The organism is Mycobacterium sp. NPDC003323 (assembly GCF_053589535.1).
This window is the reverse complement of sequence record NZ_JBSFSB010000004.1, coordinates 76,463-98,941: the sequence shown is the minus strand read 5'-3', so window position 1 is coordinate 98,941 and position 22,479 is coordinate 76,463. Positions and strand designations below refer to the sequence as shown.

Below are 22,479 nucleotides of genomic sequence, written 5' to 3'. Positions count from 1 at the left end.
GGTCACCTGGGCACCGCCTGTTCAGACAGCCCGGCGATGACAACGGCGGTGTTGTAACCGGTGGTGCGCAGGATGTCCTGCTCACCTACCTGAAACGGTCGCGGGTACTCCGAGTGTCCGGACGCACCTTGCCGTTGTACGCCGTCCGGGGTGGTGGCGGACTCGGCGGACAGCTGCACGAAGGACCCATCCGCGGGGTCTCCGCCACGCCAGCCGAGGCCGGGCAGCGGGTCTACCTTGTCGAGTAACTGAATGGGATCGTCCGGTGCCTGCATGACGAACACATGGCCTTGCTGCATGCCCAGATCCGCCTCATCCATGGCGTAAAAGCCCGGCGACCCATACGCGATGTAGTCGTCGACAACGGAGTTGGCGCCTTCATTGAGCGCCATGCCGGACACCACGGAACCATACGAGTGGCCGACCAGTGTCAGATGAGGGTCGTCGGGCTTGGTGGAGGTGACGTCGATCGACTCCAAGTAATTGGACAGTACCGGCGCGGCACCGGTGGCGCGAGAGTCTCCGCCGGCTTCGGCCAACCCTGGCGGGGTGTCGTATCCGAGCCATGCCACCGTGGCCACCGATTCGTCCTCACGCCCGATGACACCGTCGAGCTGCAGTTCGGCTTCGCGTTGCACCAAACCTGCCTCGCGGACCATGCCCTCGATCGTCCCACCCGCGTCCTTCTGCGACCCCATCCCGGGGACTGTGACCGAGACGTGATCGGCATCGTCGGGGTTGCCCACCGACACAATGGCTTTCGTGCTGTCACCGGATGTGTCGATGTCGATGAGGTAGTGGTCGGGCTTGTCTGCGACTCCACGAATTCTGGTCAGGTCGTCGATCGTGCTACGTAGCTCCTGAATCCGACGCGTCGAGCTCTTGTCGGCGCCCGGGCTGCCCGGGTAAGGATTTGCCGCCAATTCACGATCCAGTTCGGCCTGCAGCCGCGGCAGCTCTGAATCAATCCACCGGCTGTTGGCGGCGTCGCGCACAGCCGTCGGTATGCCGTCGCGATGGCGCACCCAATCCGGGCGGTTCGCGATCATCCATTGCTGCTGTTCCGGACTCAGCGCGTTCCACCAGTCCTCGACCTCTTGCGGATCGGCATCAGGGTCGAGCGCGAAATGAGCGCCGGCCGCGCCGGCCTCATCGGCGCCGTGCAGACCGTCCGTGCCGATCTCACCGGAGTTGGCTGCCCACAGCACCCGTGATGCATCGGCTTCGATCTCGTTGCCGCGCGCGACGACATGCGAGACCATCTCTGCCAGTCGGACGCGGGCGTCTTCGTGGGCCTGAAGTTCGGCCGGGCTGGCGTTCGCTCTGTCATCCAGGTTCCACAGATCGACGATGCTGCCGTTGAACTGAATCGTGTAGTCGTTGGCGGCGGCGAACCGTTTGGCTTCGTCGATCTTGCCCCGCACCTCGTTCAAGTCACCGATTGTTTCCCCGACCTGGGTATGCACCGCGCCGACTGCGGCCGCAGCCTTGTCGATGTCGTCATCCACCGGATCGAACGATTGGCGTGCTGCGTGTGCCGCACTGCCCTCCCAGCCAGGCAGTCGGCGAATGTCGGCGAGCTGGTCCTGGAATCCCGACAGCGTCGTCTGACGCTGCGACAACTCAGTTTGCAAGGCCTCGAGGGTACCGGTCTTACCGGTCCAGTCCTCGATCTCCTCGAACGTCAGTGGCATGGATGGCGCTCCCCCGAACTCCGACCACCCGCCAAAACAGCGTGCGGTGACCCCCAATTCGGCCACTATAGTCAATTGGAGGAGGTCACCGGAAGGAGCTTGAATTGCCCCAACCGCTGCAAGTCGATACCGCCAAAGTGCGGATGAGTGCCGGCCAATTGGACGCCGCAAACGAGGCAGCGTCCACCCAATTGACCCAAAACTCCTTGGCGCTCGCCGGCTGTCAATCCGGATGGGCAGGTTCGGCGTTCGTGGCGTTCGAGCGGGTGAGGGAGACTTGGGAGACGGCGGATGCAGCGCGCACGGATCTCCTGGCCGGCATCGCGCTGGATCTTTATCGCGGTGCCGATATCTATGATTACGGCGATGAAAGCAGTGCTGCGGGCATCGATAGCACAATGTAAAGATCTGCAGCCCGTGCCGGCGTAATCCGGCGGATGAGCGTCCGCCGGATTACGGCAGCGGACTAAAGGATGTCGACGTCGCCGTCGCTGTCGGTGTCGCCACAGCGAATACGAATGTCCTGCAGCGGCTTCCGGATGTTCTTGAGCTCGGCGCCGATCTGCGGGTTGGCCTCGAAGTACTCGTTGACCTTCTGCTCCATCTCGGCGTGCGACAGGCCGTGCAGGCTGGTGAAGAAGTCGTTGACGGCGGGACGCGTGAACAGGTAGGCCGAGGTGGCGGCCGACACCCCGGACTGCACTCCGGCCAGATCGGCTGCGGTGCAGTTCGGCGGCGGCGGCACCGGCTCGGCGAACGCCGACGGAGCGCCGGCGAGCAGCGTCGCACCGGTGACCGCGCCGGCTCCTAGGATTCCGACTACCGCACGACGGGCATTGAGCAACATTGATCGGGCTCCTTAATCGAGGGCGTGGCGACGCGCCAGCGCGGTGCTGACGCTCAAAGCTAATCAGATTCTAGGTGCAGTTTCTCGCCTTGGGGCCATACTGACGGGTCGCGCCAGCACGGGGTGCGGTACCGCCGGGAAGCGTCGATATCAAGGCCCGGGGCACATCAACAGACAAATTTGACGCTCATGTACATTTGCCGTCTGCCTATCCGCGCACTTGGGTGACTGATGCGTGATAGCTAAGTCATTGCGGGAGCAACTATCGGTCGGAATCCGCTACGCAAGTAGCGGAATGGCGTTTACAGTCATCCTCGCCGAACACTGCGTGGTACTTCAGCGCATTGCCGCGGGCGCAGGAAGGCGATCGTGGACGAAGGGGAGTTCGTCCGCACGCGGTTCGATCCGGGGGCACCGACACCGATTTGGAGAGACCCCTATGTGCGCAGCGCCCGCCCGTCACCGTGCCACGCGAGCCAATGAGCAACTGTGGTCGGCGAAAAGCCTGCTGATCGATGGTGATTCGATCGGTTCGGCCAGGCACGCGCGCAGCTCGTCATCGGGATATGCGCTGCACGTCGGTCGGGTGGGCGCGCTGGCCGTCTCGCTGGGTGTCGGGCTCGCCATCGCCAACGCAGGGGTCGCCCAGCCGGCCCATGCCGACACGGGAACCGGTACCGGCAGCCAGAGTTCGGCTTCGGAGACCGGGGACGGAACTCCCTCGGCCGGTCCGCGTACGCCGAAAACGGAACCGGCCGACCGTAAGCGCGGACCCAGGTCGGCCACAGTCGCGCGTACCGCGACCGCGTCGAGCGCGCAGCCCACCGAGACCGCCGACGCCGGTGAGGAGGTCATCGAGCCGACGGAGCCCGCAGATGCCGACGAGGCGTCTGACGGTGGCACCGGCTCGTCCGGCGATACGGCGGCCGGCGCACCGGAGCGCGCCTCGCGGTCGCATCCGGAAACCATCGAGTCGATGACGGTCCGCAAAACGGTCACCGCCGTCCTGCAGGCCGCGCCGCAAATCGTCGTCGAGACCGCGGCAGTGCCCGACGACGATGTTGAGCAGGTACCCGCAGAAACCCCGGCAGCCGAGACGCCGGCGACCCCGGCGGTGCAGGAACCCAAGCCGTCGGCAGGTGCGCTCACCCCGAAGATGACGGCTGCCGGCGTCACGTTGAACACCCAGTCGGCCAACACGCCCACGCCGCTCGACGTGCTCGTCAACTCGATGTTCGCCTGGGTGGCGCGCCAGATCAGCCACACCTTTGCCAACCGGACACCGGTCGCGGGCCCCATCGTCTACGAACAGAACGCACTGGGACAGGTCTACATCGACCTCAACGCCACCGACCCCAACGGCGATGTGCTGAACTACGACATCGTCCAGCCCGAAAAGGGTTGGGTGTACCGGGATCTGATCAGCGGCAGGTTCGTCTACACCCCATGGGAGCTGGTCACCGGACAGCCGCTGACGGATAGCTTCACCATCGTCGTGCGCGACGACTCCGAGCATCTGCCCGGTGTCCTCGGCCAGATCCAGGACATGGTCGAGACCGTCACTCGATTCCTCGGTTTCGCCCAGGCCGACAACCTCACGGTGAGCGTTCCGGTCACGGTCGACCCGGTCTACCAGGCGCCTCCGCTCGTGACGCCGATCGTCGGGGGCGGCTACAAGTTGGGTGAGGACCCGGCGCACATCGTGTCCACCGTGGATATCGTCGACGGGGACTCCGGCCGGCTGAAGCAGGTCGTCATCAAGATTGCGACGCTGGCTCAGACCGGGGACACGTTGTCCTACACCGCCCCTGCCGACAACCCGGTCATCGGGACCTGGGATGCCGAGACGTTGACGTTGACGCTGTCGGGCGTGGCGACGCTGGCGCAGTACGAGGATGCCATCGAGGCGGTGACGTTCTCGGCGACACAGGGTGCGCTGTTGGTGCGCGGCCTGTCGATCGCGGCGACCGATGAGGACGACGTCGACAACATCGCACCCGGGTTCGTGACCGTGGCGGTCTGGGCACCCGCGACGTTGCCGCCTCTGGTCACGCCGATCGCCGGTGGTGGCTTCACGATCGGTGACGGCCCGGCGAAGATCGTCTCGGCGGTCGACATCATCGACGGCGACTCGGGCCGGTTGTCGAAGCTAACGGTCAAGATCACCACCCTGGCGCAAAGTGGCGATGTGCTGGGTTACGTTGCGCCGTCGGGAAATCCGATCACCGCAACCTGGGATGCCGTCGAGCGTACGTTGACGCTGACCGGGGACGGGACACTGGCGCAGTACGAGGAGGCGCTCCAGGCGGTCACGTTCTCGGCGACCCAGGGCGCGGCGTTGGTGCGCGGTCTGTCGATCTCGGCGACCGACGAGCACGGCATAGCGAACATCGCGCCCGGCTTCGTCACGGTCGGAGTCTGGTCGCCCACCAGGTTGGTGCCGCTGGTCACGCCCATCGGCGGCCGGTCCTACAGCATCGGTGACCCGCCGATGAAGCCCGTGGCAGCGGTCGGCATCGTCGACGGCGACTCCAGTCACCTGCAGCAGGTCACCGTGCGCGTCACGACGTTCGGCAAGGACGGCGACACGTTGGCCTTCGGCGGGTTGCCGGACAATCCGGTCACCGCCGCCTATGACGGTGCGACCAGGACGCTCACGCTGTCGGGCATCGCCACCAAGCAACAGTACGAGGACGCGCTGAGGGCCGTCACGTTCACCGCTACCCAGGGCGGCTGGACGACTCGGACGATCCTGATCGTCGCCACCGACACCGACGGTGTGAACAGCGCGCCGGGATCGTTGACGCTGTCGGTGTGGTAGCCAACCATGGTGTGAGTGAACACAGAACTGGTGACCCTGGACCAGATCACCGCGGCCGCCGAGCGGCTGGCACCGGTGATCCGGCAAACGCCCGTCGTCGCATCGCGGGCGCTGTCCGAACGCACCGGTGGCCAGGTCTGGCTGAAATGTGAAAACCTGCAACGCACAGGCTCTTTCAAACCCCGGGGTGCCTACAACCGCATCGCGAACCTGACCCCGGAAGAACGTGCACGCGGCGTGGTCGCGGCCAGCGCCGGCAACCATGCGCAGGGTGTGGCCTGGGCGGCAACGGAGCTGGGCATCGAATCGACGGTGTTCATGCCGGAGAATGCCGCGTTGCCCAAGCTGGTCGCCACCAAGGCCTACGGCAGCCGTGTCCATCTGGCCGGAGCGAACCTGGCCGAGTCGCTCGATGCGGCGGGGGAGTTCGCCGCCGAGACCGGGGCGGTGTTGATCCACCCGTTCGACCACGTCGACATCGTGGCCGGCCAGGCCAGCGTCGGTATCGAGATAGTGCGCCAGATCCCGGATGTGGCAACCATTCTGGTACCGACCGGTGGCGGCGGGCTGATCGCCGGGATCGCCGCGGCCGTGCATCACCTGGCACCGCAGGTGAAGGTGATCGGCGTACAGGCCGAGGGTGCGGCGGCCTGGCCGGGATCGCTGGCCGCCGGTCAGCCCACCCGCGCGCCCGTGTCGACGATGGCAGACGGTATCGCGGTGCCCGTGCCGGGCCAGGTGCCGTTCGAGGTGGTGCGGGCCCATGTCGAGGCCATCCACACCGTCAGCGAGGAGATGTTGTCGCGGGCCTTGCTGTTGTGTCTGGAGCGGGCCAAACTGCTGGTCGAACCGGCCGGTGCGGCGGCGGTGGCAGCGCTGATGACCGGCGAACTGCAGCCCACGGGTCCGGTGTGCGCCGTGCTGTCGGGAGGGAACATCGATCCGCTGGTGCTCACCCACGTGATGAACCACGGATTGCGGGCGGCCGGACGCTACCTCGTCGTCAAGGCCGTCATCGCCGATCGGCCCGGTGGGCTCAGCTCACTGCTCAGCGTGGTCAGCACTGCCGGGGCCAGCGTGCTCGACGTCGTACATCGGCGCACCGCACCGACATTGGGCCTCGACGAGGTGGAGGTGATGCTGACCGTGGAAACCCGCGGTAGTGCGCACCGCGACGCGGTGTTGGAGGCGTTGGCCGGGGCCGGCGTGCGCGCCACCGTCGAGGATGACTGAGGTCAGCTGAACCGGACGTTCAGCGTCGCCAGGCCGAAGATCTTGCGCCCGCCCGATTTGGCGCCCACCAGCACGACACCGGTGCGGGTCTCGGGATCCAGCGACTTGATCTTGCCGGTGAACTCGATCTCGGTCCCGCTGACCGGCACGATGGCCGGCTGCGACAACCGCACCGCGTAACGGGTCACCGCGCCGGGATCGCCCGACCACGCCGAACCGAAGCTGTTGCCCAGACCCATGGTGAGCATGCCGTGGGCCAGCACGTCGTCCTGGCCGGCCAGTTTGGCGATGTTCTCGTCCCAGTGCAGCGGGTTGGCGTCACCGGCCACACCGGCGTAGTTGACCAGATCACCACGCGACAGCCGCGCCTGATGAGCGGGCAGCTCGTCGCCGACCTGGACCTCGTCGAAGGATCGCGACGCCGGCGTCCGCGTGCTGCCGTCCGCGATCGTCACCGCGCCCTCGGGGCGCACCGTCTTGACGTACGGCGCGCCGGACTCCTCGGCGCCGAGCATGTTGATGCCGTGCATCATGACGCCCTGCACCGCAGGCCGGATCGCGGCGTCGACCTCTTCGGCACCGACACCGACCACGGTGGTGTGCAGGGTGTGCACGATCTCACCGGCGGTATCGGTGAAGGTGTTGGTGACCGTGATCAGGTCACGCCCGGCGATCCGGCGCACCGAGGTCAGCTCGATGTCGATGGTGAGCTCGTCACCCTCGACGATCGGGCGATGCTGTTCGAAGACCTCCTCGGTCTGCAGGTACATGTCGTAGCCGACCACGATCTGCTCGAACATGCGCTGGTTGCAGGCCATCGCCGGGGCGGAGGTGAAGGTCAGCGGCGCGACCAGACCCGGGTAACCCAGCTCGCGGGCGGCGTCGAGGTCCCAGTGTGCGGGGTGCTTGTCCTGCACCGCGCGGGCGAATTCGCGGATCTTCTCCCGGCCCACCAGGTAGGTGCCGTCCATCTGGTAGTAGTGGCCGACGCGGGCTTCGAGTGCCGACGCTTCTGCTGCTGCGGTCATGATGGTGGCTCACATCTTCTATCTGCACTTTTGCTGCAACTGACCTCAGCACCCTAGCGCGGACACGCCCTGGCACCGGAATTCGGGGAGCGGCGGTGTAGCGATCGCCCCTTTGTGACGAAACCCGCGTACCCGGGGTGATCTGTGCCTCGGGAGCACCCGAAACGCGGGTTTCGGCGGTCTCCGGTCAAGCTAGCCGACGAAGTCGCGCAGCGCCTGCACCATGATCTCGGGCTGATCCTCGGGGATCAGGGTCCAGGAATCCTCCACGATCTCCTTCGATGCCTGCGGGTACAGGCCGAGCAGCCGGTCGGCGTGCGCGAGGGGCATCATCCGGTCCTCGCGGGCCCACAGCACCAGGACCGGTCGGGTGAAGCCGCGCATCTGTTCGGACAACTCGAGCAGCCGGTGCTTCGAGGGGGCGCCGGTGGCGAACTTGACCAGGTCCCGGCGTATCGCAGGATCGTTCACCGCGGGCGCGAACCAGTCGTCGAACAGCTCGTCGGGTAGCCCACGTTTGGTCAGCGCGCCGTAGGCGCGGGTGCTGTGCCGGAAGAACTTCGTGCCGAGCATCCGCGACAGCACCCATCCGCCGCCCGGCAGCCGGCACAGCATTGCCGCCGGACGGGCGGGTGCGGGTGGATAGTTGTCGAACGCGGTGCAGGACGCCAGAACCAGGCGGGCCAGGCGTTCGTCGCGCCCGTCGGAGATCAGGAACTGACCGCCACCCCAGTCGTTGAGCACGAGCGTGACATCTCGTAGATCGAGGGCGTCGAGGAAATCGGCGAGGATGCCGGCGACCCCCTGCTCGGTGAGGTCGGCATCGGGGCGCATCGGTTCGGTGTGCGCTCCCATCGGCAGTGTCGGTGTGACGCAGCGGTATTCGGGCAGTTGCGGGATCACCTTGCGCCACTGGCGGCCGTCCATCAGCAGCCCGTGGCCGAAGACCAGGACGGGACCGTCGCCGCCGGTGTCCTGGTAGGCGATGCGGCCGGCGGGCACGTCGACCGTGGGCATCCGGACCTCCTAGATAGATCGTTCTACTCAAGGCGACGATATGCTGGTCGTCCAGACGGCGCAAGGAGGAGCGGGATGGCGCAGCCGGGTACCCGGGACCGGATTCTGGAGGCGACGGCCGAGCTCTACCGACGCCAGGGCATGTCGGCCACCGGCCTCAAACAGATCTCCGCTGCGGCCCGGGCGCCGTTCGGATCGATCTACCACCACTTTCCTGGCGGAAAAGAGGCCATCAGTGCCGAGGTGATCCGGGCCGAGGGGGTCCGCTACGGCGCGTTCGTCGGCGCCAAACTCACCCTCACCGATCCGGCCGACGGCATTGTCCGGCTGTTCGAGGATGCCGGCCGGCTGATGGAGTCCCAGGGCTACGACGAGGCATGCTCCATCGAGACGATCGCGCTGGAGGTGGCCAGCACCAACGAGATGCTGCGTCGCGAATCGGCCACCGTCTTCGAGAAGTGGCTGGCCGGCATCTCCGAGTGGTTCGGCCAACTCGACATCAGTGCCGAACAGAGCCGGAATCTGGCCCTCATCACCCTGACCGCGCTGGAGGGCGCCTTCGTGCTCTGCCGCACCCTGCGTTCGATCGAACCGATCATCGCCGCGGGTCACGGCGTGCAGGCCGCGGTCAGCGCGGTGCTGGCGGAATGAGGTCCTTGCGGAAGAACACCCGGTGGAATCCGTGCTCGGTGCGCCGTCGGACCTCCGCATAGCCCAGTCGCGGATACAACGCCAGGTTCTCGGTCATCGCGGCATTGGTGCACAGCCGGAGCTCGGTGAGACCGGCTCGGCGCGCCGAGGTTTCGGCGAAGTTCAGCAGCAACCGGCCATACCCCTTGCCGTGATGCCGGGGATCCACTGCCACATTCTCGACCAGCAGATGATCGGCGGCCATGACGATGACCAGCACCCCCACCACGGCGCCTCCTTCGACAAGTACGTGGGTGTTGTCGGCGGTGTGGATCAGATCTCGATAGTCGACGGTCATCGGTGCGGGCTCGCGGCCGATGCGGGCGACGTAGGGCGCATAGGCGGTGGTCACGATGGTCTCGATGGCGGTCGCATCCTCGATGGTCGCCGGACGGATGGTCACGGGCGGCAATCTAGCTTCTCTACCCTGGAGGCGTGCTCTTCATCTTCGGCTTCGGCACCAAGCAGAAGCTCCTCGGCGCCGGCGACATGCGGACCTGCCCGCGCTGTCACAACACCACGCAGTGGTCGCGGATGCGGCAGTACAAGCAGTTCACGCTGTTCTTCATCCCGATCGCGCGGTGGAAGCGCCGCGAATTCCAGACCTGCGGCATCTGCGGTGCGAGCATCGCCGCATGACCGCGACTCTCGTCGCCAAGAACCTCGCGGGCGGTTTCGCGCATCGCACCCTGTTCGACGGAGTCGATCTGACGGTCGCACCCGGTGACGTCGTCGGGGTCGTCGGCGCCAACGGCGCGGGTAAGAGCACCCTGCTGCGCATCCTGGCGGGGGAGTTGGCACCACTGGACGGGACGGTCAGCCTGGCACCGGCCGACGCGTTCGTGGGCTGGCTACCCCAGGAGCATGAGCGGGTACCGGGGGAGACCATCGCCGCCTACATCGCCCGTCGCACCGGATGCGCGTCGGCCACCACGGCAATGGAGGAGGCGGCCGCGGCGCTGTCGGACGCGCCGGCGAGCGCAGACGCCTATGCCGCGGCCCTGGATCACTGGCTCGCCACCGGTGCGGCCGATCTCGACGAACGATTGCCCGCGGTGCTCGCCGATCTCGGTATGGCCGGCGTCCCGGAATCCACGGCGATGACGGCGCTGTCGGGTGGCCAGGCTGCCCGAGTCGGGTTGGCCGCCCTGATGCTGTCCCGATTCGACATCGTGCTGCTCGACGAGCCCACCAACGACCTGGATCTGGACGGGCTGACGCGGCTCGAACAGTTCGTCGGCGACCTGCGCGGCGGGGTGGTGCTGGTAAGCCATGACCGAGAGTTCCTGGCGCGCACCGTCACCCGAGTCCTCGAGCTGGATCTGGCGCAGAACAGGACGACCGTCTTCGGCGGCGGATACGAGAGCTATCTGGAGGAGCGCGAGGTCGCCCGCCGACACCGCAGGCAGGAGTACGAGGAATTCGCCGGGCGCAAGGCTGATCTGGTGGCGCGAGCCCGGGTTCAGCGTGAGTGGTCGAGCCAGGGTGTGCGCAACGCGATGCGCAAGGCGCCCGACAACGACAAGAACCGTCGTCGTGCGCAGACCGAATCCAGTGAGAAACAGGCGCAGAAGGTACGGCAGATGGAGAGCCGGATCGCCCGGCTGGAAGAGGTCGAGGAGCCCCGCAAGGAGTGGACCCTGCAGTTCACCATCGCGGCGGCGCCGCGGTCCAGCACCGTCGTCGCCACGCTCGACAAAGCCGTTGCCCGACAAGGAGATTTCGTCCTGGGGCCGGTGTCGTTACAGGTGGACGCCGGCGACAGGATCGGCATCACCGGACCCAACGGGGCGGGCAAGTCGACACTGCTGCGCCTGCTGCTGGGGCGCCGACAACCCGACGACGGCCGGGCCGGCCTGGCGGCCAACGTGGCGATCGGTGAGATAGACCAGGCCCGAGCCTATTTCACCGGAACCGGTCGCCTCGTCGATCGCTTCGAACAGCGGGTACCGGACTGGGCGACCGCCGATGTGCGGACCCTGTTGGCCAAGTTCGGGCTGCGCGCAGATCACGTCGAACGCGAGGTCGACGACCTGTCACCGGGCGAGCGCACCCGCGCCGGGATGGCGCTGCTGCAGGCGGTCGGTGTCAACGTGTTGGTCCTCGACGAACCGACCAACCATCTGGACCTGCCGGCCATCGAGCAGCTGGAGCAGGCGCTGGACGGTTATGAGGGCACGCTGCTGTTGGTGACGCATGACCGGCGCATGTGGGACAACGTGCGGCTGAATCGGCAGTGGACGGTCTAGGACGGCCGCGTCCGCGAACGGACGAATTGACGCAGACGTCATGCGTAGCAACGTTGTGGAACGGAGACTTTTTCGCGCGTCACATGCGACGATGAAGCGTCGAGGCCCGGATGGGCAAACATGGCTGAGGAGCGTCTGATGCTGATTACTGGTATGTGTGCATTGGCGGCGGGGGCAGCGCTCGCAGGGTTCGCCGTCACCGGTGCGATCGCCACCGCACACGGATCGCCGACCAGCCCGGATGACCCGTCCTGCGTGGCCGAACCGTTCTCGCCGATCTGCTCGGGCGGTCCGTACGCGCCGTTCGGTGAGCCGGGTTCGGGCCAGATGGTGCCGAATGTCGACGGCGGACTCAGTCTGCCCGGGACGCCGGGGGCCATCTAGCCGCTGGCCTTCTCCAGCACCCCGCCGCGATCGGCAATCCAGGTGCGAATGGCCTCCACCGCCGGCTTGGCCACCCAGTTGCGGTCGTAGATGCCCCACGGCGTCTCGTTGGGCCGGTCGGACAACGAATAGATGAACATGGGCCCGACACCGTCGAGACTCGACCAGGTGTCGGCGAAGTCGACGATCCACGCGGCCTGGGTTGCCGCGCTCACCGCCGAGGTGGGCACGCCGTACTCCGTCGTCCAGATCAGTTTGTCAGCGTCGCCGGCGCCGTCCATCAACTGACGCAACGACATCAGTTGGCGGTACGGGGTATTCGCATACGGCATGCCGGCCGAGAAGCTGCTGGAGAAGTTGTACGGATGGAATGAGAGCGCGTCGAAGTATCCCTGTGCCCCATTGGCGTACATCTGGGTCAGGTAACTGACCGGATTGATGGTCCAGGTACCGAAACTCAGCCCGGCACCGAGCACCCCACCGATGATGAGCGCGGTCGGTTCGACCGCTTTGATCGCGGTGTAGGCCGCCTTGAGCAGCGCCGTGTAACCCGCGACGTTGGGTTCGGGCGACCACCCGATGTTGGCGTTGGGTTCGTTCCAGATCTCGTACGCGGCGATGCGCGGATTCGCGCTGGCCGAGCCGTAGCGCAGGGCGACCTGGGTCATGAACCTCGCATAGTCGGCGGGGTCGTTCGGCGCGGCGTTCGGTAGCCAGAAACCATTGCGGGAGGCCCAGATCGGGGTGCTGGTCACCGCGCCGACGACCGCGATACCCCTCTGTGCGGCTGCGTCGAGGATGCGGTCGGCGATGGTCCAGTTGTACGCGCCACGATTGGGCTCCATGGCCCGCCACGGCAGGAACACCCGGATCTGGGTGACCCCCATCTGCTCGAAGGCCTGCATCGCGGTCGCCAGCTCGGCCGGCGTCATGAAGTACAGATTGGACTCGGCGATGCCGAGTGCGCCGGCCGACGTGTCGATGCGGGCGGGCACCGCGGCATGCGCCACGGACGTTTCGACCGAGCTCGCAAACAACATCACCGCGACGAGAACGGCGACGCGTACCCGGCGAGCGAAGGCGCGAAGCGGCAAGGACGGCATGACGGCCTCTCTGGCAGTCCGGATCGGGGTGCGGCTGTGACGGGGCTCCATGTAAGCAGCACAAGCGCTTCACCGCACCTGACCGAGGTCGCCGTCGTGGCCACCACGAAAGCGGTTGAGCGAATGCTCAACTCGACGATCTCGATCAAGATCAGCAAAGGGTGCCCATGTCACTGGCGGGGTGTCGGACGGTGGCAATCCGGCCCGGCCGAGTCGGCGGCAGGTGTCGTGACAGCTACTTTCGTATGCAAGTATCAACGCGCGATGCCGAATTTGCTGCGAGGTAAAAATGCGCGGGTGTGGATTGCGGTTAATTCGGCGCCGGCGTCGGTACGATCGCGACACAGCGGCACTGCGGGTCAAAGGCGTTGTGCGGTAACACAATACCGTCACCGAATCGTGACGGTACCGAAGGTTTGGCGAGACCTGAGGCCGTGAACCCGTCGGGCGCGCAGTTCGCACCCCGCCGGTCGTCGGCACCCGCCGAGCCGGGACTACCGGCTAGCGGGTAGCCGGTTCTACCGCTGGCCGCAACTGGTGTTTCGGGTCAGCGGTGCTGACTTCGATCTTGATCCGCCGCAGGATTCCAGGCATACCCGATGTTCGCACCGAATGCGAGAAGGACTGCCATGGACAACACTCTCACCGCCGCCTTCGAACGTGACGTGCGCGAGCACCTGGACGTGCTGCGTCGCGGGGCGTATCGGATGACGCGCAACAGCGCCGATGCCGAGGAGCTCGTGCAGGAGACTCTGCTCAAGGCGTTCGCCGCCTTCGGCTCGTTCCAGCAGGGGACCAACTTGAGGGCCTGGCTGTTCCGGATCATGAGCAACACCCATATCGGCAACTACCGCAAGGCGCAGCGACGCCCGGAATACCTGACCGATGATGTCGCCGCACTCGGTGTCCCGGGCCTGATCGGCGCGCAATCGGCCGAGGCGCAGGTGCTGGATTCGATGCCCGATGACGCGGTCACCACGGCCCTGGCCGCTTTGCCGGAGCAATTCCGCGACGTCCTGTGCTACGCGGCGATCGACGGTTACAGCTGTCGCGAGATCGCCGAGTTGATGCAGACCCCGATGGGCACTGTGCTGTCGCGGTTGCATCGGGGCCGCACGCTGCTGCGGGCCGCGCTGGCCCCGCCGCAGCTGGCGGCCGCATAGCCGGGTCGGACCTGCCAGAACCCCGATTCGCTCAACTTGTCGGGGGTCGAATATATGTTCGATTCATGGCAACGGGGGCGGAGGCGGTAGCGGCGTTACGGGCCGCCTTCGACGCGTTCGCCGCGTGTGATCTCGCGTCGTTGACCCGCGACGAGGTGATCGCGGTGATGGACGAGTACGAGACGCTGACGTGTCAGCTGCCCTCGCAGTGGCACCGACTTTTGTCCCGGTTGCAGGCCGAGACGACGGCGCGGGAGATGGGCGCGAAATCCTGGAACGCGGTGCTGCGGATCCGGTGGCGGCTCTCGACCGCCGAAGCCGGCCGGCGTCTGCGCGAGGCCGCGCAACTGGGGCCGCGGCGCACGTTGACCGGGCAGCCGTTGCCGCCGGTGCTGCAGGCCGTGGCCGCGGCCCAGGCCGCCGGGTTGCTCACCGCCGAGCACGTGAAAGTGCTGCGCGACGCGGTCGCCGACCTGCCCGGGTTCGTCGACACCGCCACCCGTGAAGAGTTCGAACTCACCTTGGTGCAGCTTGCTGTTCAGGTCGGACCGAAGGAACTGCGCGATGCCGCCGCGGTGAAATTGTTCCTGCTCGACCAGAACGGACCCGAACCCGATGACACCGAACGTGAACGCAAACGCGGGGTGAGCCTGGGTAACCAGCGCCGCGACGGCACCACCGCGATCACGGGGCATCTGAGCCCGGAAGCGGCGGCCGTGTGGGAACCGTTGCTGGCCCGCTTCGCCGCACCGGGCATGTGCAATCCCGACGACGATGAACCGTGCACCAGCGGAACCCCGACCCAGGCCCAGATCGACAATGATCACCGCAGTGTCGCCCAGCGCCAGCACGATGCGATGATCGCGATCGGGCGCATCGCGTTGATGACCGATCTGGGTCAGCTCAACGGGCTACCGGTGTCGGTGATCATCCGCACCACCCTGCAGGACCTGGAATCGCGCGCCGGGATCGGCGTGTCCGGTGGCGGGACGAAGATCCCGATCAAGGACGTCATCCGGATGGCCGCGCACGCGTCGCACCACCTGGCGATCTTCGACAAGGCCACCGGTGCGGCACTGAACTACTTCCGCGCCCGGCGCACCGCCAGCCCCGCGCAGCGGATCATGTTGATCGCACGCGACGGCGGCTGCACCAAACCGTGCTGCACTGCCGGGGCGTATGAGTGCCAGGCCCACCACGGCCGGGCCGATTTCGCCAAGGGCGGCAACACGAACGTCGACGAACTCACGCTGGCGTGTGGCTGCGACAACCGCATGGTCGACGAGGACGGCGGCTACACCACGACGTTCAACGAACGCGGCGAATGCGAATGGCACCCACCACCGGCATTGGATCACGGCCAGGCCCGCATCAACTACTACCACCGCCCCGAACTGCTGGTGCGGCACGAAGAATCGTTGCCAAGAGCTGCGAGCGACGACGACCTGCAGATCGACGATGAAGACCTGCAGGCCCAGGCCGCTCGGGCCTACCTGGCGGCGATGGCCTACCTCGACGACGAACGCGCGGCGGAAGCTGTCGGATCCGACATCCATGCCGACCTCGTCGACTACTACCCAGGCGACGACGATCTCACCGATGATGCCCTCCTCGAACAACTGCGCAGGGTCACCGAAGATGTCGACTTCTGGCAGATGATCACCGCCGACCACTGCCACGGCGGCACCGCCGTGCGCGGCCCCTGAGCAAGCGGTGGTGGCGGTTTTCCGCCGGCCGGCGAAGATATCTGCGGCCAGTGGTGCGGATGTGACGCGCCGCAAATTGACGTCGGCAGGTTGCTGAGCCCGGCCCGGCAATCGCCGAGTGAGCACGTGGTGCGCTCGCTGAGACCCGACCGCGGCTTTGCCGAGTGCTGAAAAGCCCGCTGACCAGCGCCTCAGCGATTGGCGATCGTCACCGAGCCGCACTAACTTTTGTGATCGTGATGTCCTCAGCTGCTGGCACCGCCGCGCGGTGGCTCGCCCCCTTGTTCGCCGTGGCCGCCGTCGTCGGCCTCGGTCTCACGCCCGCACCCGCACCGGAGGTCCGTTTGGCCAGCGAGGCGAACCCGCTGGCCGGTAGGCCCTTCTACGTCGACCCGATCTCCAAGGCGATGCGTGCGGCGCAGGCGTCACCCGGCACCCCGCAGCTGGACTACGTCGCCAACACCCCGCAGGCCTACTGGCTGGATCAGGCCTTCCCGGCATCCACCGTGTCGGGCACGGTCAGCAAGCTGATCGGTGCCGCGCAGGCTGTCGGCGCCACCCCGGTTCTGTCGATCTACGCACTGCCGCACCGCGACTGCTACAGCTTCGCCGCGGGCGGCTTCGGCTCGGCCGACGGTTACCGCGAGTGGATCGACGCCATCTCCGCCGGATTGGGCACCGCGCCGGCAGCGATCATCCTGGAGCCCGACGCGCTGGCCATGGCCGACTGTCTGACCGCCGACCAGCGTCAGGAGCGGTTCGACCTCATCCGCTACGCCGTGGACACCCTCACCCGCGACCCCGCCGCCGCCGTCTATATCGACGCGGGCCACTCCCGCTGGACCGAGGCCGGCGAGATGGCCAACCGGCTCAACCAGGTCGGCATCGACAAGGCCCGCGGGTTCAGCCTCAACACCACGAACTACTACACCACCGAGGAGCAGATCGGATATGGCGAGGCCATCTCCGGGATGACCGGCGGGGCGAACTACGTCATCGACACGTCGCGCAACGGTGCCGGCCCCGCGCCCGACAGCCCGCTGAGCTGGTGCAACCCGCCGGGCCGAGCGCTCGGCGTCCCGCCGACCACGGCGACCGCCAGCCCCAAGGTCGACGCCTATCTATGGGTCAAGCGCGTCGGAGAGTCCGACGGATCATGTGACCGTGGCGAGCCGAGCGCCGGAACGTTCGTCAACCGATACGCCATCGATCTGGCCCGGAACGCGGGTCTGTAGAACACTTGTCGGCATGACGGCGGACGGCCTACTCGTCGCAGGTCAGACCTGCTGGCAGGTGGCGCACGCCGATCGGTTCGCCTACATCGTCGACGGCGCCGACTACCTGCGCCACGCCAAGGCGGCCATGCTGCGTGCCCGCAAGCGCATCATCCTGATCGGCTGGGACTTCGACTCGCGCACCACATTCGAGCCCGACCACACGACGCTGCCCGGTCCCAACCAGCTGGGCCCGCTGCTGTACTGGCTGCTGTGGAAGCGGCCCGGGCTGCAGATCTACGTCCTCAAGTCCAACCTGCGTCTGCTGCCGGTTTTCGATGACCTCTGGTACGGCCTGACACCGGTGGCATTGCTCAATCGGATCAGCGTGCGGCGCATCCGGTTCGCGGTCGACGGCGCCCACCCGACCGGCGCGGTGCATCACCAGAAGATCATCGCCATCGACGATGCCGTGGCGTTCTGCGGTGGCATCGACCTGACGCTCGAGCGGTGGGACACTCCGGCCCACTTGGATGACAACAAGTTCCGCAAGACCTACGGGCCGCGCCACGAGGTGGCGGCCGCCGTCGACGGAGCCGCGGCGCAGGCGTTGGCGCAACTGGCGCGTGACCGCTGGGAAGCCGCCACCGGACGTGCCCTGGAACCGCTACAGGTGAACCACGGTGTCTGGCCTCGCGGCCTCGACGCCGACATCCGCGACGTCGAGGTCGGCATCGCCCGAACCCGGCCGCAGCTGCCCGACCGCCCGGAAGTCCGCGAGATCGAGTCACTGAACCTCGCCGCCATCGGCGCCGCACGACACACGATCTACCTGGAGAACCAATATCTGGCGTCACGCACGCTGGTCGAAGCGCTGGTCGCGCGTCTGCAGGAACCCGACGGACCCGAGATCGTCATCGTGCTGCCGCGGCGCTCGGAGAGTCGGCTCGAACAGGAATCGATGGACAGCGCCCGCAAGTTGCGGGTCGAGGAGCTCTGGGCCGCCGACAAATACGGCCGGCTCGGTATCTACTGGCCGGTGACCGAGAAGGACCGCCCGATCTACGTGCACTCCAAGGTCGTCATCATCGATGACCGGCTGCTGCGCATCGGGTCATCCAACCTCAACAACCGATCGCTGGGTTTCGACAGCGAATGCGATATCGCCCTGGACTCCCGCGACGGCGGCACCGTCGCGCAACTGATCACCCGGTTGCGGCGGCAGCTGATCTGCGAGCATCTCGGCGTCGCACCAGACGTGTTCGATTCCGAACTGACAGAGGGCGGTTCGTTCCTGGGGGCGGTCGAGCGCCTGCGGGGTGAGGGCCGGACGCTGCGGCCACTCACCGTCGACGAGGTGGCCGGTGAGGCGAGCCGGCTTGCCGAGAACGATCTGATGGATCCCGACCGGGTACCGAGGTCACTGGCGTGGAGCGCCCGCCGGTTCCTCGGTGGGCTTGCTGGTCAGTAGCAGGTTCATCCACCGCGCCGAGGGGTCGGTGTCCACCAGCAACGCCTTGGCCAGCAGCGTCAGCGGGATCGCCAACAGGGCTCCGAGCGCGCCCAGCACCCAGCCCCAGAAGATCAGCGAGGCCATGGCGAGGGTGACCGACAAGCCTGCGGTGTCGCCGACGATCTTGGGCTGGATCACGGTCTGGATGACGAAGTTGATGATGCTGTAGACGACGATGACGATGATCATCGTCACCGGCCCGCCCTCCAGCAGACCGAGCAAGGCCGGTGGCACCAGCCCCAGCACGAACCCGATGTTGGGGATGTAGTTGGTGATGAATGCCAGCAGGCCCCACAGGATGGGCAGCGGGATACCGATGATCCAGAGCGCAATGACGTCGAAGATCGCCACTATCAATCCGAAAACGGTTGACACCACCAGGTATTCGCGCGTGCCGTGAGTGAAGTCGCGCAGCGCCTGCACCAGCCGTGGCCGATCGTCCTCCAGGATCGAGAGCCGACGGGCGTAGCTCGTCGCATCCACCGCCATGAACAGCGCCGACCAGTGGGCCAATTCCAGGCGAACACAGTTGTCGGATTCGGTCGTTCTCGTTCGTCGAACAGTTGGAGAGTGAGTCAGCAGGTTCTGCTCGACTGACCGGAGGTGACCCGATCTACTACCTGCGCGCGCCTTCCTGCGGCGACGGCCGGCCGAGTGCATGGACCGGACCGTCAATCCATGACGTAACGACTCACCTTCTCCGGGTGGATGACGACCCGCACGAAGTCCTCGGACTGCATCGCCGCGAGGTCGCGGGCCCGCGCCGGGTCGTCGAGGTCCCAGTACCGGCCCGCGAGCCTGCTCGCCAAATCCGTTGCGCCGTCGGCCTCGACGGTGACCGGGCCGGCAATCGAGACCCAGTGTTCGCGTTCACCGACGGGCGCGGTCACCACGATCGATGCCCGTGCATCGCGTCGCAGGCGCCGCATCTTGACGGTGTCCGGACCGGTGAACAACTGGATCGCGCCCTCGGCGGTCAGCTCGAACCACACGGGCCGCGGCTGCGCCGGATCGGGACCACCCGCCACGGTGAGGAATCCGTACAGGGGGCGCCGCAGGAGCTCCACATCCGAGGGCTGCAGTGCGCTCACCGGGCCCACGCACCCGCTGCCGCGGCGCGGGCGACGTACTCCTCGAAGGTCCGCGGCTCCCGCCCGAGGACCGTGGCCACCCCGTCGGTGGTGTCCGCGATGCCGCCGCCGGCCATCAGGGTGAACATCGCCGCCACGTGTTCGGCATCGGTTTCGGGGACGCCGGCGTCGACCAGTGCGGCGACATACTCATCCGCGCTCAGCTGCTTGTAGGTCATCGGCAGATCCGTTGCCCGCGCGATCATCTCGGTGGCCTCGTCGAAGCGGACCGGTCGTGGTCCGCTCAATTCGTACACCTTGCCGCTGTGGCCGGACTCGGTGAGCGCCAGGACCGCGACCTCGGCGACATCATCGATATCGATGAACGGTTCCGGTACGTCACCGGCGGGCAATGCCAACTCCCCGGCCAGCAGCGGGGCATGGAACACATCCTCGTCGAAGTTCTGGGCGAAATTGTTGGGCCGCAGGATCGTCCAGTCCAGCGTCGAAGCGCGCACGGCCGCCTCGGCATCCCGCATGTCCAGGCCGAAGGCGGAATCACCCCAGTCGTCCGCGCCCCGTCCGGACAGCAGCACCACGCGTCGCGCCCCGGCGGCCTCGGCCCGGGCGACGAACTCGTGCGCCGGACCCGGCCACGGGGGCGCGACGAGGTAGATCGTGTCGACCCCGGCCAGCGCGGGGTCCCATGTCGCCGGGTCGGACCAGTCGACGCTGGTGCGGCTGGACCGGGAGGCCGCGCGCACCGGCACCCCGCGCAACCGCAGCCGCGGAACGATGCGCCGACCGGTCTTGCCGGTAGCGCCGAGAACCAAGGTGATGTTGTCCATGGCTTCATTCAAGGCGCGTGGCGCGGACATTTCCATGGGTGAAAAGCCGCAATACATGTCCATTCCTCTAACCTGGCGGTTATGGATGCGTTCGGCGACCTGTTCCGTGGAGTCCGTGCGAACGGATCGCTGTTCGGCGGATCGACCCTGACCGCGCCGTGGTCGCTGCATTTCGTCGACGGCGCCCCGTTGACGCTGTGCACGGTGCTGACCGGCGGGGGCTGGATAGTCACCGAGCGCGGCGCGTCGGAGCCGCTGCTACCCGGGGACACGGTGATCGTGCACGGACCGCAGACCTTCCGCTTCGTCGACGAAGTGGGCACCGCCGCCGAACCCATCGCATGCGGCGAGGAATGCGCGGTGCCCGAATACGGTGGCACCCGATATCGGTTGGGCTGGAACGACTTCGGCGACCGCGGCTCGGACGCGACGACGTTGATCGTCGGGGCGTACCCGGTGCGCGGCGAGATCAGCCGGCGCCTGCTCGACGAGTTGCCCGCGGTGCTACGGGTGCCCTGCGGCGCCGAGGGCGATGCGGTGCTGGAGCATCTGGCCGCCGAGGTCGCCATCGACGCCCCCGGTCAGCAGGTCGTGCTGGACCGGCTGTTGGACTGGATGCTGGTGTGCACCCTGCGTGCGTGGTTCGACCGGCCCGGCGGCCGTCCGCCGGCCTGGTGGGCGGCCCAACGCGACCCGGTGGTCGGGGCCGCGTTGCGGCTGCTGCACGCCGAACCCGCCGCACCGTGGACGGTGGCCTCGCTGGCCGACAGCGCCGGGGTGGCCCGTTCGACGCTGGCAAAACGGTTCGCCGAACTGATCGGCGAACCGCCGTCGACCTATCTGACCCGCTGGCGCATGACGCTGGCCGCCGACATGCTGGTCGAGACCCGGACCACGGTCGCCGAGGTGGCCCGCACGGTCGGCTACTCCGACCCGTTCGGCTTCAGTTCGGCGTTCAAGCGGGTGCGCGGTGTCAGCCCCACCGAGTTCCGCCGCCTCGCCCATGCGTGACCGGGATCATCGTCTGCGGCGGTAACACCTGCCGCACCGCGACGCGATATAGACCGCGTGATCATTCGTCTGACAGCGGCGGCCGCGCTGGCCGCCGCCGCACTCGTCGGGCCCGTGGCGGGCACCGCCGCTGCCGAGCCGGCCTGCGCGGACGTGCACTGGATCGGCGCGGCCGGATCCGGCCAGCGCGACGGCGCCCAACTGACCGCCAACGCCGGTATGGGTGATGTGGTCTACGCGTCGTATCAGCAGCTCAGCACCGAACTCGCGGCCAGCGGCAAGACCATGACCGCCGAGGCCGTGCAGTATCCGGCCGCGCCGGTGCCGCTGGCCGGCGGACTGGGCGGCTGGATGGATTTCATGGACAGTGTCGAGGACGGCACCGACGCCACCGCCGAGCAGCTCGAGGCGTTCACCGCGCGGTGCCCGCAGACCAAGGTGGTGCTGGCCGGCTATTCCCAGGGCGCCATGGTGGTGCACCGCAACCTGCATGACCTGGCCGACAACCCGCAGGTGGCCGCGGCGCTGCTGGTCGCCGACGGGGACCGGTTGCCCACCGATACGACCATCAACATGGGGTCGACGGCCGGTCTGGCCGGCGCAGGCAAGGGTGTCGCGCAGGAGCACTCCTTCCTGGCCTCCACGGACACCTCCCCGTTGGATCCGGTGATGGGCGCCCGCACGGTCAGCGTCTGCGATGTGGGCGACCCGGTGTGCGACTACAACGCCGAGCTGGAAGAGGTCCCGGCCTCCTCGATCGCCATCCACACCGCCTACGAGCCGGCGACGAGCGGTCCGCACGCATGGGGTGCGCCGCTGTACCAACTGGTGATGAACTCGGTGGCAGCTCCGTTGCCGTTGACCTAGTTAGGGATCGTGGCGGGACGG

Annotated in this window: 21 protein-coding genes and 1 pseudogene; 13 read left to right on the top strand and 9 right to left on the bottom strand. The window is 67.2% G+C overall.

What is annotated here, in order from left to right; all coding sequences use genetic code 11:
* Positions 1 to 2 precede the first annotated feature (2 nt).
* Positions 3 to 1,865 carry an alpha/beta hydrolase gene (locus tag ACWDUN_RS12675; RefSeq protein ID WP_449929027.1) on the bottom strand — a complete coding sequence of 621 codons (1,863 nt, stop codon included), beginning with the start codon at positions 1,863 to 1,865 and terminating at the stop codon, positions 3 to 5.
* On the opposite strand from ACWDUN_RS12675, the gene ACWDUN_RS12670 reads away from it, so the two are divergent.
* Complete coding sequence (locus tag ACWDUN_RS12670) at positions 1,838 to 2,098, top strand: hypothetical protein (protein ID WP_449929025.1); 261 nt, start codon at positions 1,838 to 1,840, stop codon at positions 2,096 to 2,098. The genes ACWDUN_RS12675 and ACWDUN_RS12670 overlap by 28 nt on opposite strands.
* Positions 2,099 to 2,160: 62 nt before the next feature.
* Here the strand turns inward: ACWDUN_RS12670 and ACWDUN_RS12665 are convergent, their stop codons facing one another.
* Entirely contained in the window at positions 2,161 to 2,541 is a 381-nt protein-coding gene (locus ACWDUN_RS12665) for a heme-binding protein (protein WP_449929023.1), read from the bottom strand.
* Positions 2,542 to 2,980: 439 nt separating this feature from the next.
* Here ACWDUN_RS12665 and ACWDUN_RS12660 point away from each other — a divergent pair, with 439 nt between their 5' ends.
* Together ACWDUN_RS12660 and ilvA are read left to right on the top strand one after the other, a co-directional pair.
* Positions 2,981 to 5,362, top strand: coding sequence for a hypothetical protein (locus ACWDUN_RS12660; protein WP_449929021.1), 2,382 nt, complete (start codon positions 2,981 to 2,983; stop codon positions 5,360 to 5,362).
* 15 nt (positions 5,363 to 5,377) lie between these two features.
* Positions 5,378 to 6,595 carry a threonine ammonia-lyase gene (gene ilvA, locus ACWDUN_RS12655; RefSeq protein ID WP_449929019.1) on the top strand — a complete coding sequence of 406 codons (1,218 nt, stop codon included), beginning with the start codon at positions 5,378 to 5,380 and terminating at the stop codon, positions 6,593 to 6,595.
* A 2-nt stretch (positions 6,596 to 6,597) separates the two neighbouring features.
* On the opposite strand, the gene ACWDUN_RS12650 is transcribed toward ilvA, so the two are convergent.
* Both ACWDUN_RS12650 and ACWDUN_RS12645 read right to left on the bottom strand, forming a co-directional pair.
* Entirely contained in the window at positions 6,598 to 7,623 is a 1,026-nt protein-coding gene (locus ACWDUN_RS12650; protein ID WP_449929017.1) for a fused (3R)-hydroxyacyl-ACP dehydratase subunits HadA/HadB, read from the bottom strand.
* 192 nt (positions 7,624 to 7,815) lie between these two features.
* The gene (locus ACWDUN_RS12645) at positions 7,816 to 8,640 is read right to left on the bottom strand and encodes an alpha/beta fold hydrolase (RefSeq protein WP_449929015.1); all 825 of its coding nucleotides are present in this window, start codon (positions 8,638 to 8,640) and stop codon (positions 7,816 to 7,818) included.
* Between the two features lie 75 nt (positions 8,641 to 8,715).
* Between ACWDUN_RS12645 and ACWDUN_RS12640 the strand changes: the two genes are divergently transcribed.
* Positions 8,716 to 9,291 (top strand): TetR/AcrR family transcriptional regulator, encoded by a 576-nt coding sequence (locus tag ACWDUN_RS12640; RefSeq protein ID WP_449929013.1) that lies wholly within the window; start codon positions 8,716 to 8,718, stop codon positions 9,289 to 9,291.
* On the opposite strand, the gene ACWDUN_RS12635 is transcribed toward ACWDUN_RS12640, so the two are convergent.
* Positions 9,269 to 9,733, bottom strand: coding sequence for a GNAT family N-acetyltransferase (locus tag ACWDUN_RS12635; protein WP_449929011.1), 465 nt, complete (start codon positions 9,731 to 9,733; stop codon positions 9,269 to 9,271). The two genes, ACWDUN_RS12640 and ACWDUN_RS12635, sit on opposite strands and share 23 nt — an antisense overlap.
* A 32-nt stretch (positions 9,734 to 9,765) precedes the next feature.
* On the opposite strand from ACWDUN_RS12635, the gene ACWDUN_RS12630 reads away from it, so the two are divergent.
* The 3 genes from ACWDUN_RS12630 (at position 9,766) to ACWDUN_RS12620 (ending at position 11,963) form a co-directional block, all read left to right on the top strand.
* A complete protein-coding gene (locus tag ACWDUN_RS12630) occupies positions 9,766 to 9,969 on the top strand; it encodes a zinc-ribbon domain-containing protein (protein ID WP_449929009.1) in 204 nt (67 codons plus the stop codon).
* Positions 9,966 to 11,579, top strand: coding sequence for an ABC-F family ATP-binding cassette domain-containing protein (locus tag ACWDUN_RS12625; protein WP_449929007.1), 1,614 nt, complete (start codon positions 9,966 to 9,968; stop codon positions 11,577 to 11,579). The genes ACWDUN_RS12630 and ACWDUN_RS12625 overlap by 4 nt, the downstream gene beginning before the upstream one ends.
* Positions 11,580 to 11,699: 120 nt before the next feature.
* A complete protein-coding gene (locus ACWDUN_RS12620) occupies positions 11,700 to 11,963 on the top strand; it encodes a hypothetical protein (RefSeq protein ID WP_449929005.1) in 264 nt (87 codons plus the stop codon).
* Here ACWDUN_RS12620 and ACWDUN_RS12615 read toward each other — a convergent pair.
* Positions 11,960 to 13,066 carry a cellulase family glycosylhydrolase gene (locus tag ACWDUN_RS12615; RefSeq protein ID WP_449929003.1) on the bottom strand — a complete coding sequence of 369 codons (1,107 nt, stop codon included), beginning with the start codon at positions 13,064 to 13,066 and terminating at the stop codon, positions 11,960 to 11,962. The two genes, ACWDUN_RS12620 and ACWDUN_RS12615, sit on opposite strands and share 4 nt — an antisense overlap.
* 629 nt (positions 13,067 to 13,695) lie before the next feature.
* On the opposite strand from ACWDUN_RS12615, the gene ACWDUN_RS12610 reads away from it, so the two are divergent.
* The 4 genes from ACWDUN_RS12610 (at position 13,696) to ACWDUN_RS12595 (ending at position 18,620) form a co-directional block, all read left to right on the top strand.
* The gene (locus ACWDUN_RS12610) at positions 13,696 to 14,229 is read left to right on the top strand and encodes a sigma-70 family RNA polymerase sigma factor (RefSeq protein ID WP_449929001.1); all 534 of its coding nucleotides are present in this window, start codon (positions 13,696 to 13,698) and stop codon (positions 14,227 to 14,229) included.
* 50 nt (positions 14,230 to 14,279) lie between these two features.
* Positions 14,280 to 15,935 (top strand): DUF222 domain-containing protein, encoded by a 1,656-nt coding sequence (locus ACWDUN_RS12605; RefSeq protein WP_449929533.1) that lies wholly within the window; start codon positions 14,280 to 14,282, stop codon positions 15,933 to 15,935.
* 239 nt (positions 15,936 to 16,174) lie between these two features.
* The gene (locus ACWDUN_RS12600) at positions 16,175 to 17,170 is read left to right on the top strand and encodes a glycoside hydrolase family 6 protein (protein WP_449928999.1); all 996 of its coding nucleotides are present in this window, start codon (positions 16,175 to 16,177) and stop codon (positions 17,168 to 17,170) included.
* A gap of 13 nt (positions 17,171 to 17,183) precedes the next feature.
* The gene (locus ACWDUN_RS12595) at positions 17,184 to 18,620 is read left to right on the top strand and encodes a phospholipase D-like domain-containing protein (RefSeq protein WP_449928997.1); all 1,437 of its coding nucleotides are present in this window, start codon (positions 17,184 to 17,186) and stop codon (positions 18,618 to 18,620) included.
* On the opposite strand, the pseudogene ACWDUN_RS12590 reads toward ACWDUN_RS12595, so the two are convergent.
* The 3 genes and pseudogenes from ACWDUN_RS12590 to ACWDUN_RS12580 all read right to left on the bottom strand — a co-directional run.
* Positions 18,570 to 19,157: pseudogene (locus ACWDUN_RS12590) on the bottom strand (AI-2E family transporter); the annotation flags it as partial. The gene ACWDUN_RS12595 and the pseudogene ACWDUN_RS12590 overlap by 51 nt on opposite strands.
* Before the next feature lie 176 nt (positions 19,158 to 19,333).
* Positions 19,334 to 19,762 carry a pyridoxamine 5'-phosphate oxidase family protein gene (locus tag ACWDUN_RS12585; RefSeq protein WP_449928995.1) on the bottom strand — a complete coding sequence of 143 codons (429 nt, stop codon included), beginning with the start codon at positions 19,760 to 19,762 and terminating at the stop codon, positions 19,334 to 19,336.
* Positions 19,750 to 20,580, bottom strand: coding sequence for an NAD(P)H-binding protein (locus tag ACWDUN_RS12580; protein WP_449928993.1), 831 nt, complete (start codon positions 20,578 to 20,580; stop codon positions 19,750 to 19,752). Before ACWDUN_RS12580 ends, ACWDUN_RS12585 begins: the two co-directional genes overlap by 13 nt.
* An 81-nt stretch (positions 20,581 to 20,661) precedes the next feature.
* Here ACWDUN_RS12580 and ACWDUN_RS12575 point away from each other — a divergent pair, with 81 nt between their 5' ends.
* The gene (locus ACWDUN_RS12575; protein ID WP_449928991.1) at positions 20,662 to 21,591 is read left to right on the top strand and encodes a cupin domain-containing protein; all 930 of its coding nucleotides are present in this window, start codon (positions 20,662 to 20,664) and stop codon (positions 21,589 to 21,591) included.
* Between the two features lie 57 nt (positions 21,592 to 21,648).
* Complete coding sequence (locus ACWDUN_RS12570) at positions 21,649 to 22,458, top strand: cutinase family protein (RefSeq protein ID WP_449928989.1); 810 nt, start codon at positions 21,649 to 21,651, stop codon at positions 22,456 to 22,458.
* The last annotated feature ends 21 nt before the right edge of the window (positions 22,459 to 22,479 follow it).

What these genes read in the sequence shown, in the direction of transcription:
- ACWDUN_RS12670 (WP_449929025.1), top strand. Translation starts at nt 1,838, where the DNA reads ATGAGTGCCGGCCAATTGGACGCCGCAAACGAGGCAGCGTCCACCCAA.
- ACWDUN_RS12665 (WP_449929023.1), bottom strand. Translation starts at nt 2,541, where the DNA reads ATGTTGCTCAATGCCCGTCGTGCGGTAGTCGGAATCCTAGGAGCCGGC.
- ACWDUN_RS12660 (WP_449929021.1), top strand. Translation starts at nt 2,981, where the DNA reads ATGTGCGCAGCGCCCGCCCGTCACCGTGCCACGCGAGCCAATGAGCAA.
- ACWDUN_RS12650 (WP_449929017.1), bottom strand. Translation starts at nt 7,623, where the DNA reads ATGACCGCAGCAGCAGAAGCGTCGGCACTCGAAGCCCGCGTCGGCCAC.
- ACWDUN_RS12645 (WP_449929015.1), bottom strand. Translation starts at nt 8,640, where the DNA reads ATGCCCACGGTCGACGTGCCCGCCGGCCGCATCGCCTACCAGGACACC.
- ACWDUN_RS12640 (WP_449929013.1), top strand. Translation starts at nt 8,716, where the DNA reads ATGGCGCAGCCGGGTACCCGGGACCGGATTCTGGAGGCGACGGCCGAG.
- ACWDUN_RS12625 (WP_449929007.1), top strand. Translation starts at nt 9,966, where the DNA reads ATGACCGCGACTCTCGTCGCCAAGAACCTCGCGGGCGGTTTCGCGCAT.
- ACWDUN_RS12620 (WP_449929005.1), top strand. Translation starts at nt 11,700, where the DNA reads ATGGCTGAGGAGCGTCTGATGCTGATTACTGGTATGTGTGCATTGGCG.
- ACWDUN_RS12615 (WP_449929003.1), bottom strand. Translation starts at nt 13,066, where the DNA reads ATGCCGTCCTTGCCGCTTCGCGCCTTCGCTCGCCGGGTACGCGTCGCC.
- ACWDUN_RS12610 (WP_449929001.1), top strand. Translation starts at nt 13,696, where the DNA reads ATGGACAACACTCTCACCGCCGCCTTCGAACGTGACGTGCGCGAGCAC.
- ACWDUN_RS12600 (WP_449928999.1), top strand. Translation starts at nt 16,175, where the DNA reads ATGTCCTCAGCTGCTGGCACCGCCGCGCGGTGGCTCGCCCCCTTGTTC.
- ACWDUN_RS12595 (WP_449928997.1), top strand. Translation starts at nt 17,184, where the DNA reads ATGACGGCGGACGGCCTACTCGTCGCAGGTCAGACCTGCTGGCAGGTG.
- ACWDUN_RS12580 (WP_449928993.1), bottom strand. Translation starts at nt 20,580, where the DNA reads ATGGACAACATCACCTTGGTTCTCGGCGCTACCGGCAAGACCGGTCGG.
- ACWDUN_RS12575 (WP_449928991.1), top strand. Translation starts at nt 20,662, where the DNA reads ATGGATGCGTTCGGCGACCTGTTCCGTGGAGTCCGTGCGAACGGATCG.